Raw genomic sequence first — 15642 nt, forward strand, 5'->3', positions numbered from 1 at the left:
TCCGCCAAGCGATTGGGCAAAAACGGCTTGAACGCATGGCTGTCGCACCCCCGTGCTGCGATGGCCATTTGCCGTCAGCCGGCGGCGACGATCTCGATTTCGACCAGCCAGTCGTCGCTGAGCGTTTCGACGATGATGGCTGTGGTCGGTACGGCGCGGCCGCCAAGTGCCCGAAGGCGGGCATCCTGGTTCGCCTCCACAAAGGCACCGTCGCGCAGATAGCTCGTCAGCCGCACGATATTGTCGACGGTCATATCAGCCGAGGCGAGGATGGTGCGCAGATTGGACCAGATGAGCTCCAATTGCCCGTCCAGGTCGACGCCCGCCATTCCCTCTTGATCGAGACCCATCGTGCCGCTGACGAAGAGCAGCCGCGTGGGATGCCTGACCTCCAGCGCATGGATATAGTCGGGGCTCGCCGGATAGATCCCGCTTGCCGGATTGCGTTCGATCATCTCCATGCGATTTGCCTCCCCGAATATTCTGTTGAAGAATGCCAGTATCGGCGATTATTTTTCGGCAAGAAGGGGATTTTACCGAATGACGAAAAATACAGAGGATCTTCGGCAAAGACGTGCGCAGCAGCCGGCCATCGATGTCTTCGACCGAAAAATATTAGCCGCACTCGCCGCCGACAGCAGCCAGAGTTATGCCAGGCTTGGCGAAGCGGTCGGCCTGTCGGCGCCGGCCGTGCATGAGCGCGTGCGCCGTCTCCGGCAATCCGGCGCGATAAAAGGCGTGCATGCCGCGCTGGATGGCGCCGCGCTTGGCAAACCGTTGCTTGCTTTCGTGCATGTGGAGGCGGCCGGCTGGGGCAAGAGCGAGCGGCTGATGCAGGTCCTGCGGTTTCCCGAGGTCGAGGAGATGCATTCGGTCGCCGGCGATGCCAGCGTTCTCTTCAAGGTCCGCACGGCGAGCCCGCAGGACTTGGAGGCTTTTCTGGCGCAGATCCATGCCGTTCCCGGTGTCACCGGCACCCGCAGCTATATCGCCCTTTCCACCTATCTGGAGCGTCCGGTCCAGGCCGGCGTCACCGATAGCTGGCCTGATATGCCGCGGCCGGAATAGACAGGCGCTCTGGTTTCCCGGCTAAGCGTCCTGCCGCTTTAATCCTCGCCCTCGAAGCGCGGCAGGTGCTCGATATTCTCCACCCCTGCCAGGGCCGAGCGGCACCATATCTGTTTCTTGGGCGTCAGGTCCCGCCGCTGGTCGATGCTGCCGACGCGGATGCCGATCGCGCCGCCTTCGCCGTCGGTGCGGTAAAGCGGCGATCCGCAATTCGGGCAGAAGAATTGCCGGCTGAGACCGCCGCTGTCGCCATATTTTGCGTAGCCTCTCGGCTCGCCCGACAGGAGCGTCAAACTGTCCGGCCGCGCCGGTGCGGTGACGCGATAGGCCGAGCCGGTCAGCCGCTGGCAATCGGTGCAATGGCAGATCGAAATCCGCTCTGGATCGATCTCCGCCTGATAGCGGATTGCGCCGCAATGGCATCCCCCGGTGATATGCATCGGTTACTTCCTCAAAGCATGTCGCGCAAAAATGTACTGCGGTGTTGCGATCATGAGATGCGATAAACAAAGAACCAAAGCGTGGCAGGCGAACCTGAAAGATCGCCCCACGCCTCAGTCCGCCGGCTGCGCGCCTGGCCGTGTGGCGTAGAAGGCCTTGGCATCGGCCGTGAAGGCGGCCCGCTGATCGGCTTTGGTATAGAACATATGGCCGCCGCGATAAAGTTTCAGCCCGACGCGGCCGCCGGCGAGCGACGGCGGCAGATGATCGACGACATAGCGGCTGACGCTATAGGGCGTCACCAGATCGCTGTAGCCATGCGCGATCAGCAGATGGAATGCCGGGTTCGAGGCGAGCAGCTGCCGGATGTCGTCGGTGGCGCTGGCCTGGAGGCGGGATCCGCCGCCGCGTCCTCCGCCCCATTCCCAGCGCCGGCTGATATCGCCTTCGAGCAGCGTATAGGTCATCTCCGTCCTGAAGCCGAGTTGGTTGCGGGCGTAATCGGCAAAGGCGCCGCCATAGGCGCGGGTGAAGCCATCGAGGATGGCGTCGTCGCCGCGATCGTAGTCCGATTCCGGGTAGGGATCGGGGGCTGCAAAGGAGGCGTCGTAGGCGCTCATCACCTCGCCGCTGCCCGCGTCGGAATGTTTGACGAAGGAATTGCCGAGGAAGCCGCGGTTGCGGGTGACGATATCCTCGGGAATGCCTGTCAGCTTGGCGACCCTGCCATAGAAGGCGGCGGCCTCGGCACCCGTCGGCGGCGGTCCGGCCAGCGTCGTCAGATAGTCGCCGAGCGCGAAGGTCTCGGCCTGCTTCTGCGTCTCTTCGTCGAAAGCCTTATGCCGGTCGAGTTCGGCGGCCGCCAAAGACGGCAGTTCGAGGGCTGCGCCGAGCGCGAACTGGTCGGCATTGAACATCAGCTGGCCTTCGAGCAAGGGAGAAAGCATCACCGCGCCGGCGACGATGATGCCCTGGCTTTCCTGCAGCGCCGAGGCGACCTTGGCGGCGCGGAAGCCGCCATAGCTTTCACCGAGAAGATATTTCGGCGAGTTGGAGCGGTTGTTGTGCGCGACATAGAGCGCGATCGCCTTGGCGATGCTCTCAGCATCGGCATTGACGTTGTAATAGTTGGAGGCGTCGTCCGCCTTGACCGTCCGGCTCCAGCCCGTGCCGATCGGATCGATCAGCACGAGATCGGTGAAATCGAGCCAGCTCTGCTTGTTGTCGACGAGTTTCGCATTGGCGCCGTCGCGTCCATCCGGCCCGAAATCGAGCACCTCAGGCCCGACCAACCCAAGATGCAGGAAGGCGGAAGCCGCACCCGGGCCGCCGTTGAAGGCAAAGGTCAGAGGCCGGTTCGCCCCGCCATCCCCAGCGACATAGGCAGTGTAGAAGATCGCGCCGGTCTGCGCGCCGTCCTGGCCGAAGAGTTCAAGCGTGCCGGCGGTGGCGGTGTAGGCGAGTTTCCGGCCGCCGATCGTCAGCTCGTGCTCGGTGACGGAATCGGCCGGCAGCAGCTTCAGCACGCCCTCGCGCGCGCCGCTCTGAATATTGGCCCTCGGCTGACCGCTTTCCTGCGCATGAGACAGGGCAGGGGCCAGCATTGCCGCAAGCGCGGCAAGCAGAAACAGGGTTCGGATGCGCAAGATGTCTCCTCCGGCGATGGGAATGAGAGGCTGAGATAGCGTAGCATCCGCGGCCGGCGACGGGCATCAAGAGATGGTGATGGGCCAGTGAATGAACCAGTGAACGAGTGAGCTGAGCGTGCGGCTCAGCCTGTCTTCTCGACCGCATGGACGTTCACTTCGATTGCCCGGCCGGCCTTCCAGCCGTTGATCGCCGCGCCGAGCCCAAGCGCGACGAAGAGGGCGGCGCACCAGGAAAAACTTCCGGTCCAGCCGCGGATGAGACCGACGATGAGTGGGCCGATGGCGGCAAGCAGGTAACCGACGCATTGCGCCATGCCGGAAAGATGGGCGGCGACATCGGGATCGCGCGAGCGCAGCACGATCGTCGTCATGGCCGCGGCGATCAGCCCGCCCTGACCGATGCCCTGCAGCACCGCCCACAGCCAGACTGTCGACAGCGGCGCAAAGAGCAGGCCGAGCAGGGCGGTGACGGCGACGCCGCAGAGGCTCGCATTGATCAGCCGCTGATCGCGGCCGCGCACCGCGATATGCGGCACGATCAGGCAGGAGGCGGCCTGCACCATCACCGACAGGGAAACGATCGCCCCGGCGGTGACGCCGTCGAGCCCACGTTCGCGCAAGATAGGAACCAGCCAGCCGAAGACGCAATAGGCAAGTGCCGATTGCAGCCCCATGAACAGCGTGACCTGCCAGGCGAGCCGGTCGCGCCAGAGGCCTTTGACGTGGAAGCCATTTCGTCTTGCCTGCCGGCCGCTGCGAAGAACCTCAGGCAGCCAGAGCAGGCTGACGATCAGGGCGGGCAGCGCCCAGATGGCGAGCGCGCCCGCGAGAGACCCGCCCAATCCATGCTCGATCGGCAGCGTCAGCCCGGCCGCACTTGCCGCACCGGCGCAAAGCGCCATCGTGTAGAAACCGGTCATCAGCGCGGCGCGCCCGGCGAAATCCCGCTTCACCAGCCCCGGCAGCAGCACGTTGCCGACAGCGATAGAGGCGCCCGCAAGGGCCGTGCCGATGAAGAGCAGCGGCACGGAGGAAAGCCCGCGCAATGCAGTGCCGAGCGCGAGAAGCAGCAGAACGCCGAGCAGCGTGCGCTCAGTCCCGAGGCGCTGGGCAAGACGAGGCGCAAGCGGCGAAAAGGCGCCGAGGCAGACGACCGGAAGCGTCGTCAGCAGGCTTGCGCCCAGCGCGCTGAGGCCGAGCTCCGAGCGGATTTCCGGCAGCAGCGCCGAGGCGCTCGAAAAGACCGGGCGCAGGTTGAAGGCGATCAGCACCAGGCATGCGCCGAGCAGGAAACGACCCGCAGCTCCCCGCTTCGACGTTGCCTGCGGCGGCGGAAGGCTGCCGGTCTCGGCGTCGATCAGCAGTTCGTCGGCCGCCTCGAGCGTGCTGGCAGCGTGATTGAAAGGCGTGTTCATGACAGGATCATCCGGTCGAGTGCGGCAAGAACCGGCGCCATGAAACGGCGCACCGCCGCGTCCGCCTTGTCGGCATCGCCGGTCTCGATGGCGTCGACGATATCGGCATGCGCCTGCATATCGGGTTCCGGAATATCCTTGCCGAGCGTTGCGGCGATGGTGTCGGCGATCGAGGCCGAGAAGAAATCATAGATCTCGATCATCGCCCGGTTGCCGGGAGCGGCGATGACGGCCTTGTGGAAGGCGAGATCGCGTTCGATGAAGGCGGCCTGGTTGCCGCCATCGTAATTGCCGCGTTCGGCAAGCAGCCTGCGCAACTCGGCCACCGTCTCCGGGGTCTTGCGGATAGCCGTCAGACGCGCTGCCTCGACGTCGAGTGCGCATCGCGCCTCGAACTGGTCACGCAAGCTGGCGCGCCGCGCCATCGTCAGCGGCCGGCCGGCATCGCGGGTCGAACGGACATAAGTTCCCGAACCCTGGCGGGTTTCGAGATAACCCTGCGAGACGAGAACGCGCACTGCCTCGCGCACCGTGCCGCGGCTGACGGACAGCATGGCTGACAGCGAGGCTTCATTCGGCAGTTTCTCGCCGACCGCCCAGCGTTTGCCGAGAATGTCGCCGCGAATCGCCTCGATCGCCTCATCGGCGAGATTGGTCTTGCTGAGTGCCCGCATTCCATTACTCATAAAGTCATCCGATGACTTTATGAGTAATGGAATTTCGAAATTCCGTCAATTTGAAATCCGGGCATTAAAAAAGGGTCGCCTCAGCGACCCTTTCCATGAGTTTGGCCTCGAACTGGCCTGGACTGTCTATGCAGCCCCAGGAAGGCGGGGATTAGAGCGAGGGCTGCCTCGCCTTCTTCACCTCTTCCATGCCCATTACGAGGTCCGAAATCTCATTAGACATTGGATCACCTTCCTTTCGTTCTGTTGCTGATGACTTAAAGTTAGGCTGATTCTTCACAGATGCAAGAAGAAATTCCACAGAGGACGCAACCCTGGGCAATGCGGATGTTCACGAGAGAACACAGTGTTTCGCAGAATTTGAAGATGCCGGACGCCACGAAACTGTCATCTTGCGCTTGCAAACCGGCGGCGCGTTAAGCTGTTATTAGCCGCGAGATCAGACAATTTAGAGTATTCCCGTCGGTGCGGCGGCGGGTTCCGGAGCAAGAAAGCCATGTGTCGCTGGGCAGCCTATCGTGGAGACCCTCTCTATCTCGAGGAACTGGTATCCTCGCCTGCCCATTCCCTGATCGAGCAGTCCCATTGCGCCACCCGCGCCAAGACGGCGACCAATGGCGATGGCTTCGGCATCGCCTGGTATGGTGACCGGCCCGAGCCCGGCCGTTACCGTGATATCCTGCCGGCCTGGTCGGATTGCAATCTGAAGAGCCTGGCGCGGCAGATCCGTTCGCCGCTCTTCCTCGCCCATGTCCGCGCTGCGACCGGCGGCGGCACGCGGCGTGACAATTGCCACCCCTTCACCCATGACACCTGGTCCTTCATGCATAACGGCCAGATCTCCGGCTTCGAGCGCCTGCGCCGGCCGATGGAGGCGATGCTCGATGATGAGCTGTTCAATGCCCGCGGCGGCACGACCGATTCCGAGCTGATGTTCCTGCTGGCGCTGCAGTTCGGTCTGCGCGAGGCGCCGATCGCCGCGATGGCTCACATGATCGGTGTCGTCGAGGATCTGGCCGAAAGTGTCATCGGCTCGATCCTGCTGCGCTTTACCGCTGCCTTCTCCGATGGCAGCACGCTCTATGCGATCCGTTATGCCACCGATCGCAAGGCGCCGACGCTCTATGCCTCACCCGTCAGCGCCGGTTATTGCCTCGTCTCCGAGCCGTTGAACGATGATGTCGACGCTTGGGCGGAAATTCCGGACGGTAGCGCCGTCACCATCGGCAAAGACGGCATCGACGTCGCCGACTTCCGGCCGGAGAAGCGCAATGCGGTCAAGCCGCAGCGCCTGGCTATTCCTGCCTGAGCCGCTCTCGGCTAGCTGAGCCGCTCGCGATCAGCGGAGCCGCTGGGCGATCAGCGCTGCGAGCCTTTCGGCAACCTCTTCCTTCGCCAGGTCGGGCCATTGCTCGACGCCGTCGCGGCGGACGAGTTTGACGCTGTTGCGGCTGCCGCCCATGATCCCGGTGGCGGGAGAGACGTCATTGGCGACGATCATGTCGGCGCCCTTCCTCTCGAGCTTCGCCTTGGCATTGCTTTCCACGTCCTGCGTCTCGGCGGCAAAGCCGATGACCAGCTTCGGCCGCATCGTATGATGGCCGACGGTTTTCAGGATGTCCGGATTTTCGGTCAACGCCAGCGTCGGAATGGATTCGCCGGGATGTTTCTTCAGCTTCTGGTCGGCCGCCGAGGCGACGCGCCAGTCCGCTACCGCCGCCACCATCACGGCGACGTCGGCCGGCAGTGCTGCAAGCACCGCATCACGCATTTCCTCGGCCCGTTCCACGTGGATGACGTTGACGCCGACCGGATCGGCGATCGTCACCGGTCCCGATACCAGCGTCACCTCCGCCCCGAGCTTTGCAAGGGCTGCGGCGATCGCATGTCCCTGCCGGCCGGAGGAGCGGTTGGCGATGTAACGCACCGGATCGATCGGCTCATGCGTCGGTCCTGAGGTGACGATTGCCTTGCGCCCCTTGAGCGGCTTTTCTCCGTCGTCGAGCAGGGTTTCGGCGGCCGCCACGATCTCCAGCGGCTCCGCCATCCGGCCGAGCCCTGTCTCCCGGCTTTCCGCCATCTCGCCGGCCATCGGCCCGACGAAGCGGATGCCGTCGGCCCTGAGCATCGCGGCATTCCGCCGGGTCGCCGGATGCGCCCACATGGACGGATTCATTGCCGGTGCGGCAAGCACCGGCCTGTTGGTTGCCAGCAGCACGGTCGAGGCAAGATCGTCGGCAAGCCCGTTCGCCATCTTCGCCATCAGATCGGCCGTGGCAGGGGCGATCAGCACGAGATCGCAGTCGCGCGCCAGCCTGATATGGCCGATATCCTGTTCGTCCTGCCGCGAAAACAGATCGAGGAACACATGGTCCGCCGCCAGAGCACCGACGGCCAGCGGCGTGACGAATTCCTGCGCCCCGCGGGTCATCACCGGGCGCACGCTGGCGCCGCGCTCGCGCAGCCGGCGGATCAGATCCAGGCTCTTATAGGCGGCGATGCCGCCCGAGATGATGATGAGGATGCGTTTTCCGCTGAGAGCCATGGCTTTTTCTACCCGTCGCCTTTTCTGACCGGCCCCGACCCTAAGCCTTTGGCGGAGAACATGCAATCGCGCGGCGAAAGGCATCGGCCGCAGTCGGCGGATGCCGCCCCGTTCATGGACGTCAGCCGCCATTTTCGTGGGGTCAGAGGTTGCTCATCCCGCCGTCGATGACGAGTTCGCTGCCGACGATATAGGCGGCCTCATCGGAGGCGAGAAAGATGATCGTCTTCGCGACTTCGCTGGGGCTCCCGAAGCGGCCGACAGGGATTTGGGACTGGATCTGCGCGGTCATCGCCTTGGAATCGGCTTCCGACGCCCCGAGCTTGCTGTAGAGCGGCGTGGCGATCGGCCCCGGGCTGACGGCGTTGACCCGGATGCCGCGGCCGATCAGTTCGCCCGACAGGGTCTTGGCAAGCGTCAGCAATGCCCCCTTCGTCAGTGAATAGACGCTGGAGTTCGGCATGCCGATATGGGCGTTGATCGAGGTATTGAGCACGATCGCGGCCTGTTTCGAAAAGATCGGCAGTAGCGACTGGATCAGGAAGAACGGCCCCTTGACATTGATCGCTACCGACCTGTCGAAGGCGGCTTCGCTCCACTGTTCCAGCGGCCCGAATTCGGCGACACCGGCATTGACGAAGAGGATGTCGAGCGTGCCGAAAGCCTCTTTCACGGTATCGGCGACGGCCTTTTGGCCGGCCGCATCGCCGGCATCGGCCTGGATGACGATCGCTTTGTCGCCGAGTTCGCGACGGGCGGCTTCGACGCTTGCGGCACTGCTGCCGGTAACGACGACACGGGCGCCTTCGGCAATGAATTGACGGGCGGTTTCGATGCCGATGCCGCTGGTGCCGCCGGTGATGAGGGCTGTCTTGTTCTGCAGACGTGACATGATGCGTTCCTTCAATCGGATGTGGGGCCGCGGCCCCGGGGTCAGTGGGAGAATGTTCCGGAAAAGGCGGCGCGACAATCCGGAGCGGGTCATCGCGCTTGGCTTTCGTCAGGTGCGGGTGATCGAGGCGCCGCCGTCGACCAGCGAAGCCGTGCCGGTGACGAAGCTCGCATCGTCGGAGGCGAGGTAGAGAACCGAGCGGGCAAGTTCTTCGGGAGTTGCGACGCGCTTCAGCGCATGCAGGTTGGTGACGAAGGCCTGTTTGTCGGGCGTATCGTTCATGTCCCGATACATGTCGGTATCGACAGCACCCGGCAGGATGGCATTGACCCGCACGCCCTGCTGGCCGAACTCGGCGGCAAGCGCCTGCGTCAGCCCGATCAGGCCGGATTTGCTGGCGGCATAGGCGGCAACGCCCGGGAAGGCGAAGCTGTAGCCGACGAAGGTCGAGGTGAAGATCACCGAGCCGCCGCCATTTTCCACCATCGCGCCGATCTGGTGTTTGGCGGCGAGGAAGGAGGCCGTCAGGTTGATCGCCAGCGCCTCGCTGAAGCCTGCTTCGGAAACGGCGGTGCTCGGGCCGGCTTCGCCGAGCGTGCCGGCATTGTTGAAGGCGATGTCGAGCTTGCCGTAATGCGTCACGGCGGCCGCGACCAGCGCCTTGTGATAATCTTCCGAGCGCACGTCGCCGGCAATGGCGATGGCCTCGCCGCCCTCTGCCTTGATCTCCGCGACCAGGCTGTCGAGTTCACGCTCGCGGCGGGCGCCGACGACGATCCTGGCGCCTTCGGCGGCGAAGAGCTTTGCCGTGGCGCGGCCGATGCCGGAGCTTGCGCCGGTGACGATCGCGACCTTGTTGTTCAAGCGGTTCATGGTTCCATCTCCTGATCTTGAGGTGAGGCGGCCCCTGCCGTCCCTTTCGATGAAGGGAAGATGGCATTTTCCTTTCGTTCGGATTAGTCTCCAGATTGGGGAACTCGAATTCGGAAAAGCCGAACGATGATCAGGATCGAAGGTATTACGGCTTTCGTCGCCGTCGTCGAGGCGGGCTCGGTCAGCGAGGCGGCTCGGCGCCTGCGGCTGTCAAAATCCGTCGTCAGCGAAAGGCTGGCCGAGCTGGAGAAGTCGCTCGGCGGCATGCTGCTGCACCGAACGACGCGCAAGCTGAGTTTGACGGAGGATGGCGCGGTCTTCCTGGAGCGTGCCGCGCGCATCGTGCGCGAGATCGAGGCGGCTGCGGCCGATATGGCGGAGCGGCGCGGAAGCCTGTCCGGCCCGATCCGCATCGCCGCTCCGGTCACCTTCGGCCGCATGCATCTCGGCCCGGCGCTCTATCCCTTCCTTGCCGAACATCCCGAGATCGAACTCACCCTCGATATTGACGACCGACGCGTCGATGCCGCTTCGGACGGCTATGACGCCATCATCCGCAACGGTCCGATCGCCGATAACAGGCTGGTCGCCTGGAAGCTCGCGCGCAGCCGCCGTCTTGTCTGCGCCTCGCCGGATTATCTCGCGCGCCAGGGAGTGCCGTCGTCGCTTGATGATCTCAACAGCCATCGCGGAATCTTCTATACCAATCGCGGCGTTGCCGACTGGCGCTTCCAAACGCCGGAGGGCGCGGTCGTCGTCCGTGCGAAAATGGCGCTCGGCATCAACAATGGCGACATGCTCCGCGACGCCGCCATTGCCGGTCTCGGCATCGCGCTGCTGCCCGCCTTCATCGCCGGCCCCGCCATTCGCGAAGGCCGGCTTGCCGAAATCGATGTCGGTCACAAGCCGGAGGCCGAATTCATCTACATGGCCCATCCCGAGGGCCGAAACCCCTCCGCCAAGCTCCGCGCCATCGCCGATCACCTGAAGAAGAGTTTTGGCGATCCGCCCTATTGGGATCCGGCGGGCTAGAGCATGTCGCGCAAAGGTGTGCAGCGCTTTTGCAAAACGACATGAGCAAGAACAAAGACCAGAGCCTTTCCGGGTTAGATTGCAGCATTCCTGTTGGCTCAAATGGAGTCGGATGGTCGACCGGCCGGCGCGCGTCGTAGCCCAGCTCTACGGCCAAGCCGGCCGGTCGATCAGCCGGCCCGTTTCAGCCAACCCGAAGGGCCGGGCATCTTTCCGCCAGGGCAAAGGCGATCGGCTCGACCGTACCAAGAGGTATGCCCTTCGCCAATCGCCTCTGCCCTGACGAAAACCTGCTCCGGCAGAATGCTGCAATCTAACCCGGAAAGGCTCTAAAGCGCGAAGAGCGAATCTGAAGGATCGCGACGCGCTTTAGCTCAGCAGGCTCATCAGGTTCTCGGTGACCGGCGAGCGACGTGTCTTCAACATTGCCAGCGCCAGGCGCGCCACAGCCGGCGGCCCCTCGATCGGCCGGTAGGCGACGCCTTCGAGCCTGATCTGCGAAATCGAGGCCGGCACGATCGAGACGCCGAGCTCTGCCGCCACCAGATTGACGACGGAGGAAATCTGCGGCGCCTCCTGGGCCACGGTCAGCTCGAATCCCGCCTTGCGGCAGGCCAGCACGACATCGTCGTAGAGGCTCAAGCCGACGAGCCGGGGAAAGAGGATGAAAGGTTCGTCCGCCAGTGCCGCAAGCGGCAGTTTGCTGCGCCGTGCCAGAGGATGGCTGGCGGGCAGGGCGATCACCATCGGCTCATCCGGCAATCGCCGCAGCCGGACGCCGGCGGGGTCGTCGAGGCTGGGGCGCATGAAGGCGGCGTCGAGCTCGCCGCCTTCCAGCTTCTGCATCAGCGCCAGCGTATTCATTTCCGTCAGCGCCAGCCGGACATCGGGCCAGCGGGCACGAAATCGTCGGATCGTCGCGCTGACCACGGGGTTGAAGGCGGAGGATGCGGTGAAGCCGAGCGACAGCCGGCCGGTCTCGCCGCGATTGGCGCTTTGCGCCGCAAGCTTTGCCTTTTCCGCAGCCGCCAGCGACGCCTTTGCCTCGCCGAGGAAGGCAGCGCCCGCCGCCGTCAATTCGGCGCCGTGCGGCACGCGGTGAAATAGCGCCGCACCCACTTCCCTCTCCAGATCGCGGATCTGCTGGCTGAGCGGCGGCTGCCCGATGCCGAGCTTGGCGGCCGCACGGGTGAAATTGCCTTCCTCCGCCACCGCCAGGAAATATCGCAAGTGCCGCAACTCCATCGTCATCTCCAAAACCTATCGAAATCGCCAGTTTCATATATTGGACAAATGGAGCGGCGTTGACTAGATCGGAGACCGGAAGGATGAAGAGATGCCGACGTCAGCGCATGTATTAAAGACCTCCGAGATATCAGCGACCCCAGGGCAGAAGCACTATCTCGCGCGTGGAACCGGCGCCTATCGCCGCGCCAGCCTGGCGCTCTTCCTTTCCGGTTTCTCCACCTTCTCGCTGCTCTATTGCGTCCAGCCGCTGCTGCCGATCTTCTCGCAGGAGTTCTCCGTCAGCCCGGCCGAAAGCTCGCTGTCCCTCTCGCTCTCCACCGGTTTCCTGGCACTTGCCATCGTCTGTGCTGCCGCCGTCTCGGAAGGCCTTGGCCGCCGCAGCCTGATGTCGATATCGCTGGTCGGCGCGGCATTGCTGACCATTGCCACCGCTTTTGCCCCGAACTGGCACCTGCTGCTTGTCATCCGCGCCTTGCAGGGCCTCGTTCTCGGCGGCGTGCCGGCCGTCGCCATGGCCTATCTCGCCGAGGAAATCGATCCGCGCGGCCTCGGCACCACCATGGGCCTCTATGTCGCCGGCACGGCCTTCGGCGGCATGTCCGGCCGCGTGCTGACAGGTATCTTCGCCGAATATTTCAGCTGGCGTCCGGCGCTCTTTCTGATCGGCGCCATCGGCCTTGCCGCTGCGATCGGCTTCATCGCCCTGCTGCCGCCGTCACGCAATTTCGTCCGCCGGCCGGGCTTCGATCCGCGCTTTCATCTCAACGCGTGGCGCGGCCATCTCAGCAGTCCGGCGCTGCCCTTCCTCTTCGCCATCGCCTTCCTGGCGATGGGCTCCTTCGTTACGATCTATAATTATGCCGGCTTCCGCCTCGTGGCGCCGCCTTACGGCCTCAACCAGACCGAACTCGGCCTGATCTTCACCGTCTATCTCTTCGGCATCGGCGCCTCCTCGATCGGCGGCCTCCTCGGAGACCGGATCGGCCATTTTTCCGTGCTTCTCTTCGGTCTGGCACTCACCGCCGCCGGCAGCGCGCTGACGCTCTTTGCCTCGCTCCCGGTCATCATCCTCGGCATCATCGTGCTCACCACCGGCTTCTTCATGAGCCATTCCATCGCCAGCGGCCTTGTCGGCAGGCTGGCGCATGGCACCAAAGGCCACGCCTCATCGCTCTATATGCTTGCCTATTATGTCGGCTCCAGCTTGATGGGTTCGGCGGGCGGCTGGTTCTTCGCGGTTGAAGGCTGGACCGCCGTCGTTATCTTCACGCTTGCCATGCTGGCGCTGGCCTTTGTCTCCGCCTGTCTTGCAAAGCACCTCGCGAGGAGAACAGCATGATCCGCATAGACCGCCTCGACCATCTGGTGCTGACCGTCGCCGATATTGCCATCACCTGCGATTTCTATGCCCGCATCCTCGGCATGTCGGTCGAAACCTTCGCGGAAGGCCGCAAGGCGCTGAAATTCGGCCGGCAGAAGATCAACCTGCACCAGGCCGGCCGCGAATTCGATCCCAAGGCGAGTCATCCCACAGCCGGCTCCGGCGACCTCTGCTTCATCGCCGAGACGACGCTCGCCGATGTCATCACGCATCTGCAGGCCTCAGGCGTTGCGATCGAAGAGGGTCCGGTCGAACGCACCGGCGCGACCGGACGTCTGCGCTCGGTCTATTTCCGGGACCCCGACGGCAATCTCCTCGAGGTCTCCAATCTGATTGCCTGATGCCTGATAATTCTGGAAAGGGTCTGGATGTCTGCTCCCGCACATCAGCCAAGCCGGAGATAGGGCACGTCTTTCTTCGCCACTTCATCCAGCGCCTCCTCGTAACCGGCATCGGCATACCGCATGACGCCGAGTGCGGTATCGTTGGTCAGCGCATGGTCGAGCCGTTCGTCGGCGGCATCCGTGCCATCGGCGATGACGGTGGCGCCGCAGCTCGTCATATAGCCGGCATAGCCGCCGCCGCCGGAATGAATGACGACGAGATCGGCCATCGACGAGCAGAGCATCATCGCATCGATCAGCGGCCAGTCGGCGATCGCGTCGGAGCCGTCCTTCATCCGCTCGGTCATGATGTTCGGGTGCGCCATGGCGCCGGCATCGAGATGGTCGCGGGAGAAGGCGACCGGGCCTCTCAGTTCGCCGCTCGCAACCAGCGTGTTGACGCGCCTCGCGAGTGCCGTGCGTTCGCCGTGGCCGAGCCAGGCGATGCGGGCCGGCAGCCCTTCGAAGGGAACATGCTCGCGCGCCAGCCGGATCCAGTTGGTGATGATCTTGTTGTCGGGGAACATCTCGAGCAGCAGGTCATCGATCCGGGCGATATCGCTCTCCTCACCCGATAGCGCCATCCAGCGGAAGGGGCCGATCGCCCGGGCAAACAGCGGCCTGAGATAGGCTTCGGTGAAGATCGGAATGTCGAAGGCATTGGCAACGCCGCCCTCCTTGGCCTGCGTGCGGATCAGGTTGCCGTTGTCGAAGACTTCAGAACCCTTCTTCTGGAATTCCAGCATCGCCGTCACATGTTCGACGATCGAGGCGCGGCTTGCCGCCATCAATTGCCCCTGGCCATCGTCGCGCAGGCCCTTGACCTGATCGAGGCTCATGCCTTTCGGCACGTAGCCATAGACGAGGTCATGCGCCGAGGTCTGGTCGGTGACGATGTCGGGCACGATGCCGCGCCGGGCGATTTCGGGATAGACCTCCGCCGCATTGCCGACCAGCCCGACGGACAGCGCCCGTTTCTCCCTCACTGCCGCATCGATCATCTGCAGGGCGGTATCGAGATCGGGTGCGATTTCCTGGAGATAACCGATCTGCTGGCGTTTGCGGGCGCGCTCCGGATCGATGTCGACGCAGAGGATTGCCGCCCCCGCCATGCGGCCGGCCAGCGGCTGCGCCCCGCCCATGCCGCCGAGGCCGGCGGTCAGCACGAAGCGGCCGAGGAGATCGCCGCCGAAGCGCCGCTCGGCAATGCGCATGAAGATCTCGTAGGTGCCCTGGATGACCCCCTGGCTGCCGATATATTGCCAGGCGCCGGCCGTCAGCCCGCCCCAGCAGATCAGCCCCTTGCGCTGCAGCTCGTAGAACACCTCGGCCTTTGCCCATTGCCCGACGATATTGCAGTTCGCCATGATGACGAGCGGCGCCTTGGCATGCGTCCGAACGAGCCCGATCGGCTTGCCGGACTGGATGAGCAGCGTCTGGTCCTCGTCCATTTCGGTCAGCGCCTTGACGATGCCTTTGTGGGCCGCCCAGTTGCGGGCCGCCTTGCCGAGCGCGGCATAGACGATGAGGTTGTCGGGATCCTCGCCGACGGAGAGCACGTTTTCGAGCAGCCGCAGCAGCGCCTCCTGCCGCCAGCCCTTGGCGCGCAGCTCCGGCCCGCCGGGAATCGGAAATTTCGGATGACGTGGATTGGCCTTCGGCATCGTGGGTTCCTCGTTTTGCTCTGCCTTCGATCGTCACTTACTCGGCAGCGATTCCACATAGGCAAGTGCCGCATCGAGCAAACGCCGTCTCAGGGCATCGTCGCCGTAAACCTCGGCACCACCGCGCACCCAGCCATGCATCACCCGCTCGCCCGACAGCATCTGGATCACGCCTGGCAATGCCAGCGCCCAGCCGTCATTGCCCTTGCCGAGACGGATCAGCATGCCGTCATGGCGCGCGCAGCAGAGGAGATTGCCGTTCAGGATGAAGGCCCAGCCGCCGAACATGGATTTTTCGGTAAGGCCCGGCCGATCGCCGAGTTCCTCGCGCATCAGTTCTTCGAGACCGGGATCGCGCGCCATGG

Annotated in this window: 16 protein-coding genes; 5 read left to right on the plus strand and 11 right to left on the minus strand. The window is 64.1% G+C overall.

The genetic code is table 11. The features are described from left to right. Positions 1 to 74: 74 nt before the first annotated feature. The gene (locus tag NE851_RS11725; protein WP_097594971.1) at positions 75 to 461 is read right to left on the minus strand and encodes a RidA family protein; all 387 of its coding nucleotides are present in this window, start codon (positions 459 to 461) and stop codon (positions 75 to 77) included. Between the two features lie 25 nt (positions 462 to 486). Here NE851_RS11725 and NE851_RS11730 point away from each other — a divergent pair, with 25 nt between their 5' ends. Next, positions 487 to 1068: an Lrp/AsnC family transcriptional regulator gene (locus NE851_RS11730; protein WP_097543263.1), complete on the plus strand. Its 582-nt coding sequence runs from the start codon at positions 487 to 489 to the stop codon at positions 1066 to 1068. A 38-nt stretch (positions 1069 to 1106) separates the two neighbouring features. Here NE851_RS11730 and NE851_RS11735 read toward each other — a convergent pair whose 3' ends face one another. From NE851_RS11735 to NE851_RS11750, 4 genes are all read right to left on the minus strand, one after another. Continuing rightward, positions 1107 to 1508 carry a GFA family protein gene (locus NE851_RS11735; protein ID WP_132573757.1) on the minus strand — a complete coding sequence of 134 codons (402 nt, stop codon included), beginning with the start codon at positions 1506 to 1508 and terminating at the stop codon, positions 1107 to 1109. Positions 1509 to 1622: 114 nt separating this feature from the next. Continuing rightward, the gene (locus tag NE851_RS11740) at positions 1623 to 3155 is read right to left on the minus strand and encodes a S10 family peptidase (protein ID WP_132573755.1); all 1533 of its coding nucleotides are present in this window, start codon (positions 3153 to 3155) and stop codon (positions 1623 to 1625) included. Positions 3156 to 3280: 125 nt separating this feature from the next. Then, complete coding sequence (locus NE851_RS11745) at positions 3281 to 4573, minus strand: CynX/NimT family MFS transporter (protein WP_132573753.1); 1293 nt, start codon at positions 4571 to 4573, stop codon at positions 3281 to 3283. After that, positions 4570 to 5247 (minus strand): FadR/GntR family transcriptional regulator, encoded by a 678-nt coding sequence (locus NE851_RS11750; RefSeq protein ID WP_254962428.1) that lies wholly within the window; start codon positions 5245 to 5247, stop codon positions 4570 to 4572. The genes NE851_RS11745 and NE851_RS11750 overlap by 4 nt, the downstream gene beginning before the upstream one ends. Before the next feature lie 508 nt (positions 5248 to 5755). On the opposite strand from NE851_RS11750, the gene NE851_RS11755 reads away from it, so the two are divergent. Continuing rightward, positions 5756 to 6568: a class II glutamine amidotransferase gene (locus tag NE851_RS11755; RefSeq protein ID WP_132573751.1), complete on the plus strand. Its 813-nt coding sequence runs from the start codon at positions 5756 to 5758 to the stop codon at positions 6566 to 6568. Between the two features lie 30 nt (positions 6569 to 6598). Here NE851_RS11755 and coaBC read toward each other — a convergent pair whose 3' ends face one another. The 3 genes from coaBC to NE851_RS11770 form a co-directional block, all read right to left on the minus strand. Then, positions 6599 to 7804 carry a bifunctional phosphopantothenoylcysteine decarboxylase/phosphopantothenate--cysteine ligase CoaBC gene (gene coaBC / locus NE851_RS11760; protein WP_132573749.1) on the minus strand — a complete coding sequence of 402 codons (1206 nt, stop codon included), beginning with the start codon at positions 7802 to 7804 and terminating at the stop codon, positions 6599 to 6601. A gap of 142 nt (positions 7805 to 7946) precedes the next feature. Continuing rightward, positions 7947 to 8696, minus strand: coding sequence for an SDR family oxidoreductase (locus NE851_RS11765; RefSeq protein WP_025570543.1), 750 nt, complete (start codon positions 8694 to 8696; stop codon positions 7947 to 7949). A 108-nt stretch (positions 8697 to 8804) separates the two neighbouring features. Next, complete coding sequence (locus tag NE851_RS11770; protein WP_025570545.1) at positions 8805 to 9569, minus strand: SDR family oxidoreductase; 765 nt, start codon at positions 9567 to 9569, stop codon at positions 8805 to 8807. Between the two features lie 126 nt (positions 9570 to 9695). On the opposite strand from NE851_RS11770, the gene NE851_RS11775 reads away from it, so the two are divergent. Further along, complete coding sequence (locus NE851_RS11775; protein ID WP_047617239.1) at positions 9696 to 10601, plus strand: LysR family transcriptional regulator; 906 nt, start codon at positions 9696 to 9698, stop codon at positions 10599 to 10601. A 369-nt stretch (positions 10602 to 10970) separates the two neighbouring features. Here NE851_RS11775 and NE851_RS11780 read toward each other — a convergent pair whose 3' ends face one another. Then, entirely contained in the window at positions 10971 to 11846 is an 876-nt protein-coding gene (locus NE851_RS11780) for a LysR family transcriptional regulator (protein WP_047617293.1), read from the minus strand. Positions 11847 to 11937: 91 nt separating this feature from the next. On the opposite strand from NE851_RS11780, the gene NE851_RS11785 reads away from it, so the two are divergent. Together NE851_RS11785 and NE851_RS11790 are read left to right on the plus strand one after the other, a co-directional pair. Continuing rightward, entirely contained in the window at positions 11938 to 13188 is a 1251-nt protein-coding gene (locus NE851_RS11785; RefSeq protein WP_047617237.1) for an MFS transporter, read from the plus strand. After that, positions 13185 to 13571, plus strand: a complete 387-nt coding sequence (locus NE851_RS11790) for a VOC family protein (RefSeq protein WP_025570552.1) — start codon at positions 13185 to 13187, stop codon at positions 13569 to 13571. The genes NE851_RS11785 and NE851_RS11790 overlap by 4 nt, the downstream gene beginning before the upstream one ends. Positions 13572 to 13615: 44 nt before the next feature. Here NE851_RS11790 and ertB read toward each other — a convergent pair whose 3' ends face one another. Together ertB and NE851_RS11800 are read right to left on the minus strand one after the other, a co-directional pair. Further along, on the minus strand, positions 13616 to 15277 hold the full coding sequence (ertB, locus tag NE851_RS11795; protein ID WP_132573747.1) for a thiourocanate hydratase: 1662 nt from the start codon (positions 15275 to 15277) through the stop codon (positions 13616 to 13618). Positions 15278 to 15310: 33 nt separating this feature from the next. Then, positions 15311 to 15640, minus strand: a complete 330-nt coding sequence (locus tag NE851_RS11800; RefSeq protein ID WP_047617233.1) for a TfoX/Sxy family protein — start codon at positions 15638 to 15640, stop codon at positions 15311 to 15313. Positions 15641 to 15642 lie beyond the last annotated feature (2 nt).

Origin of the sequence: Rhizobium anhuiense bv. trifolii (assembly GCF_024346605.1) — a bacterium.
GTDB lineage: Bacteria > Pseudomonadota > Alphaproteobacteria > Rhizobiales > Rhizobiaceae > Rhizobium > Rhizobium anhuiense.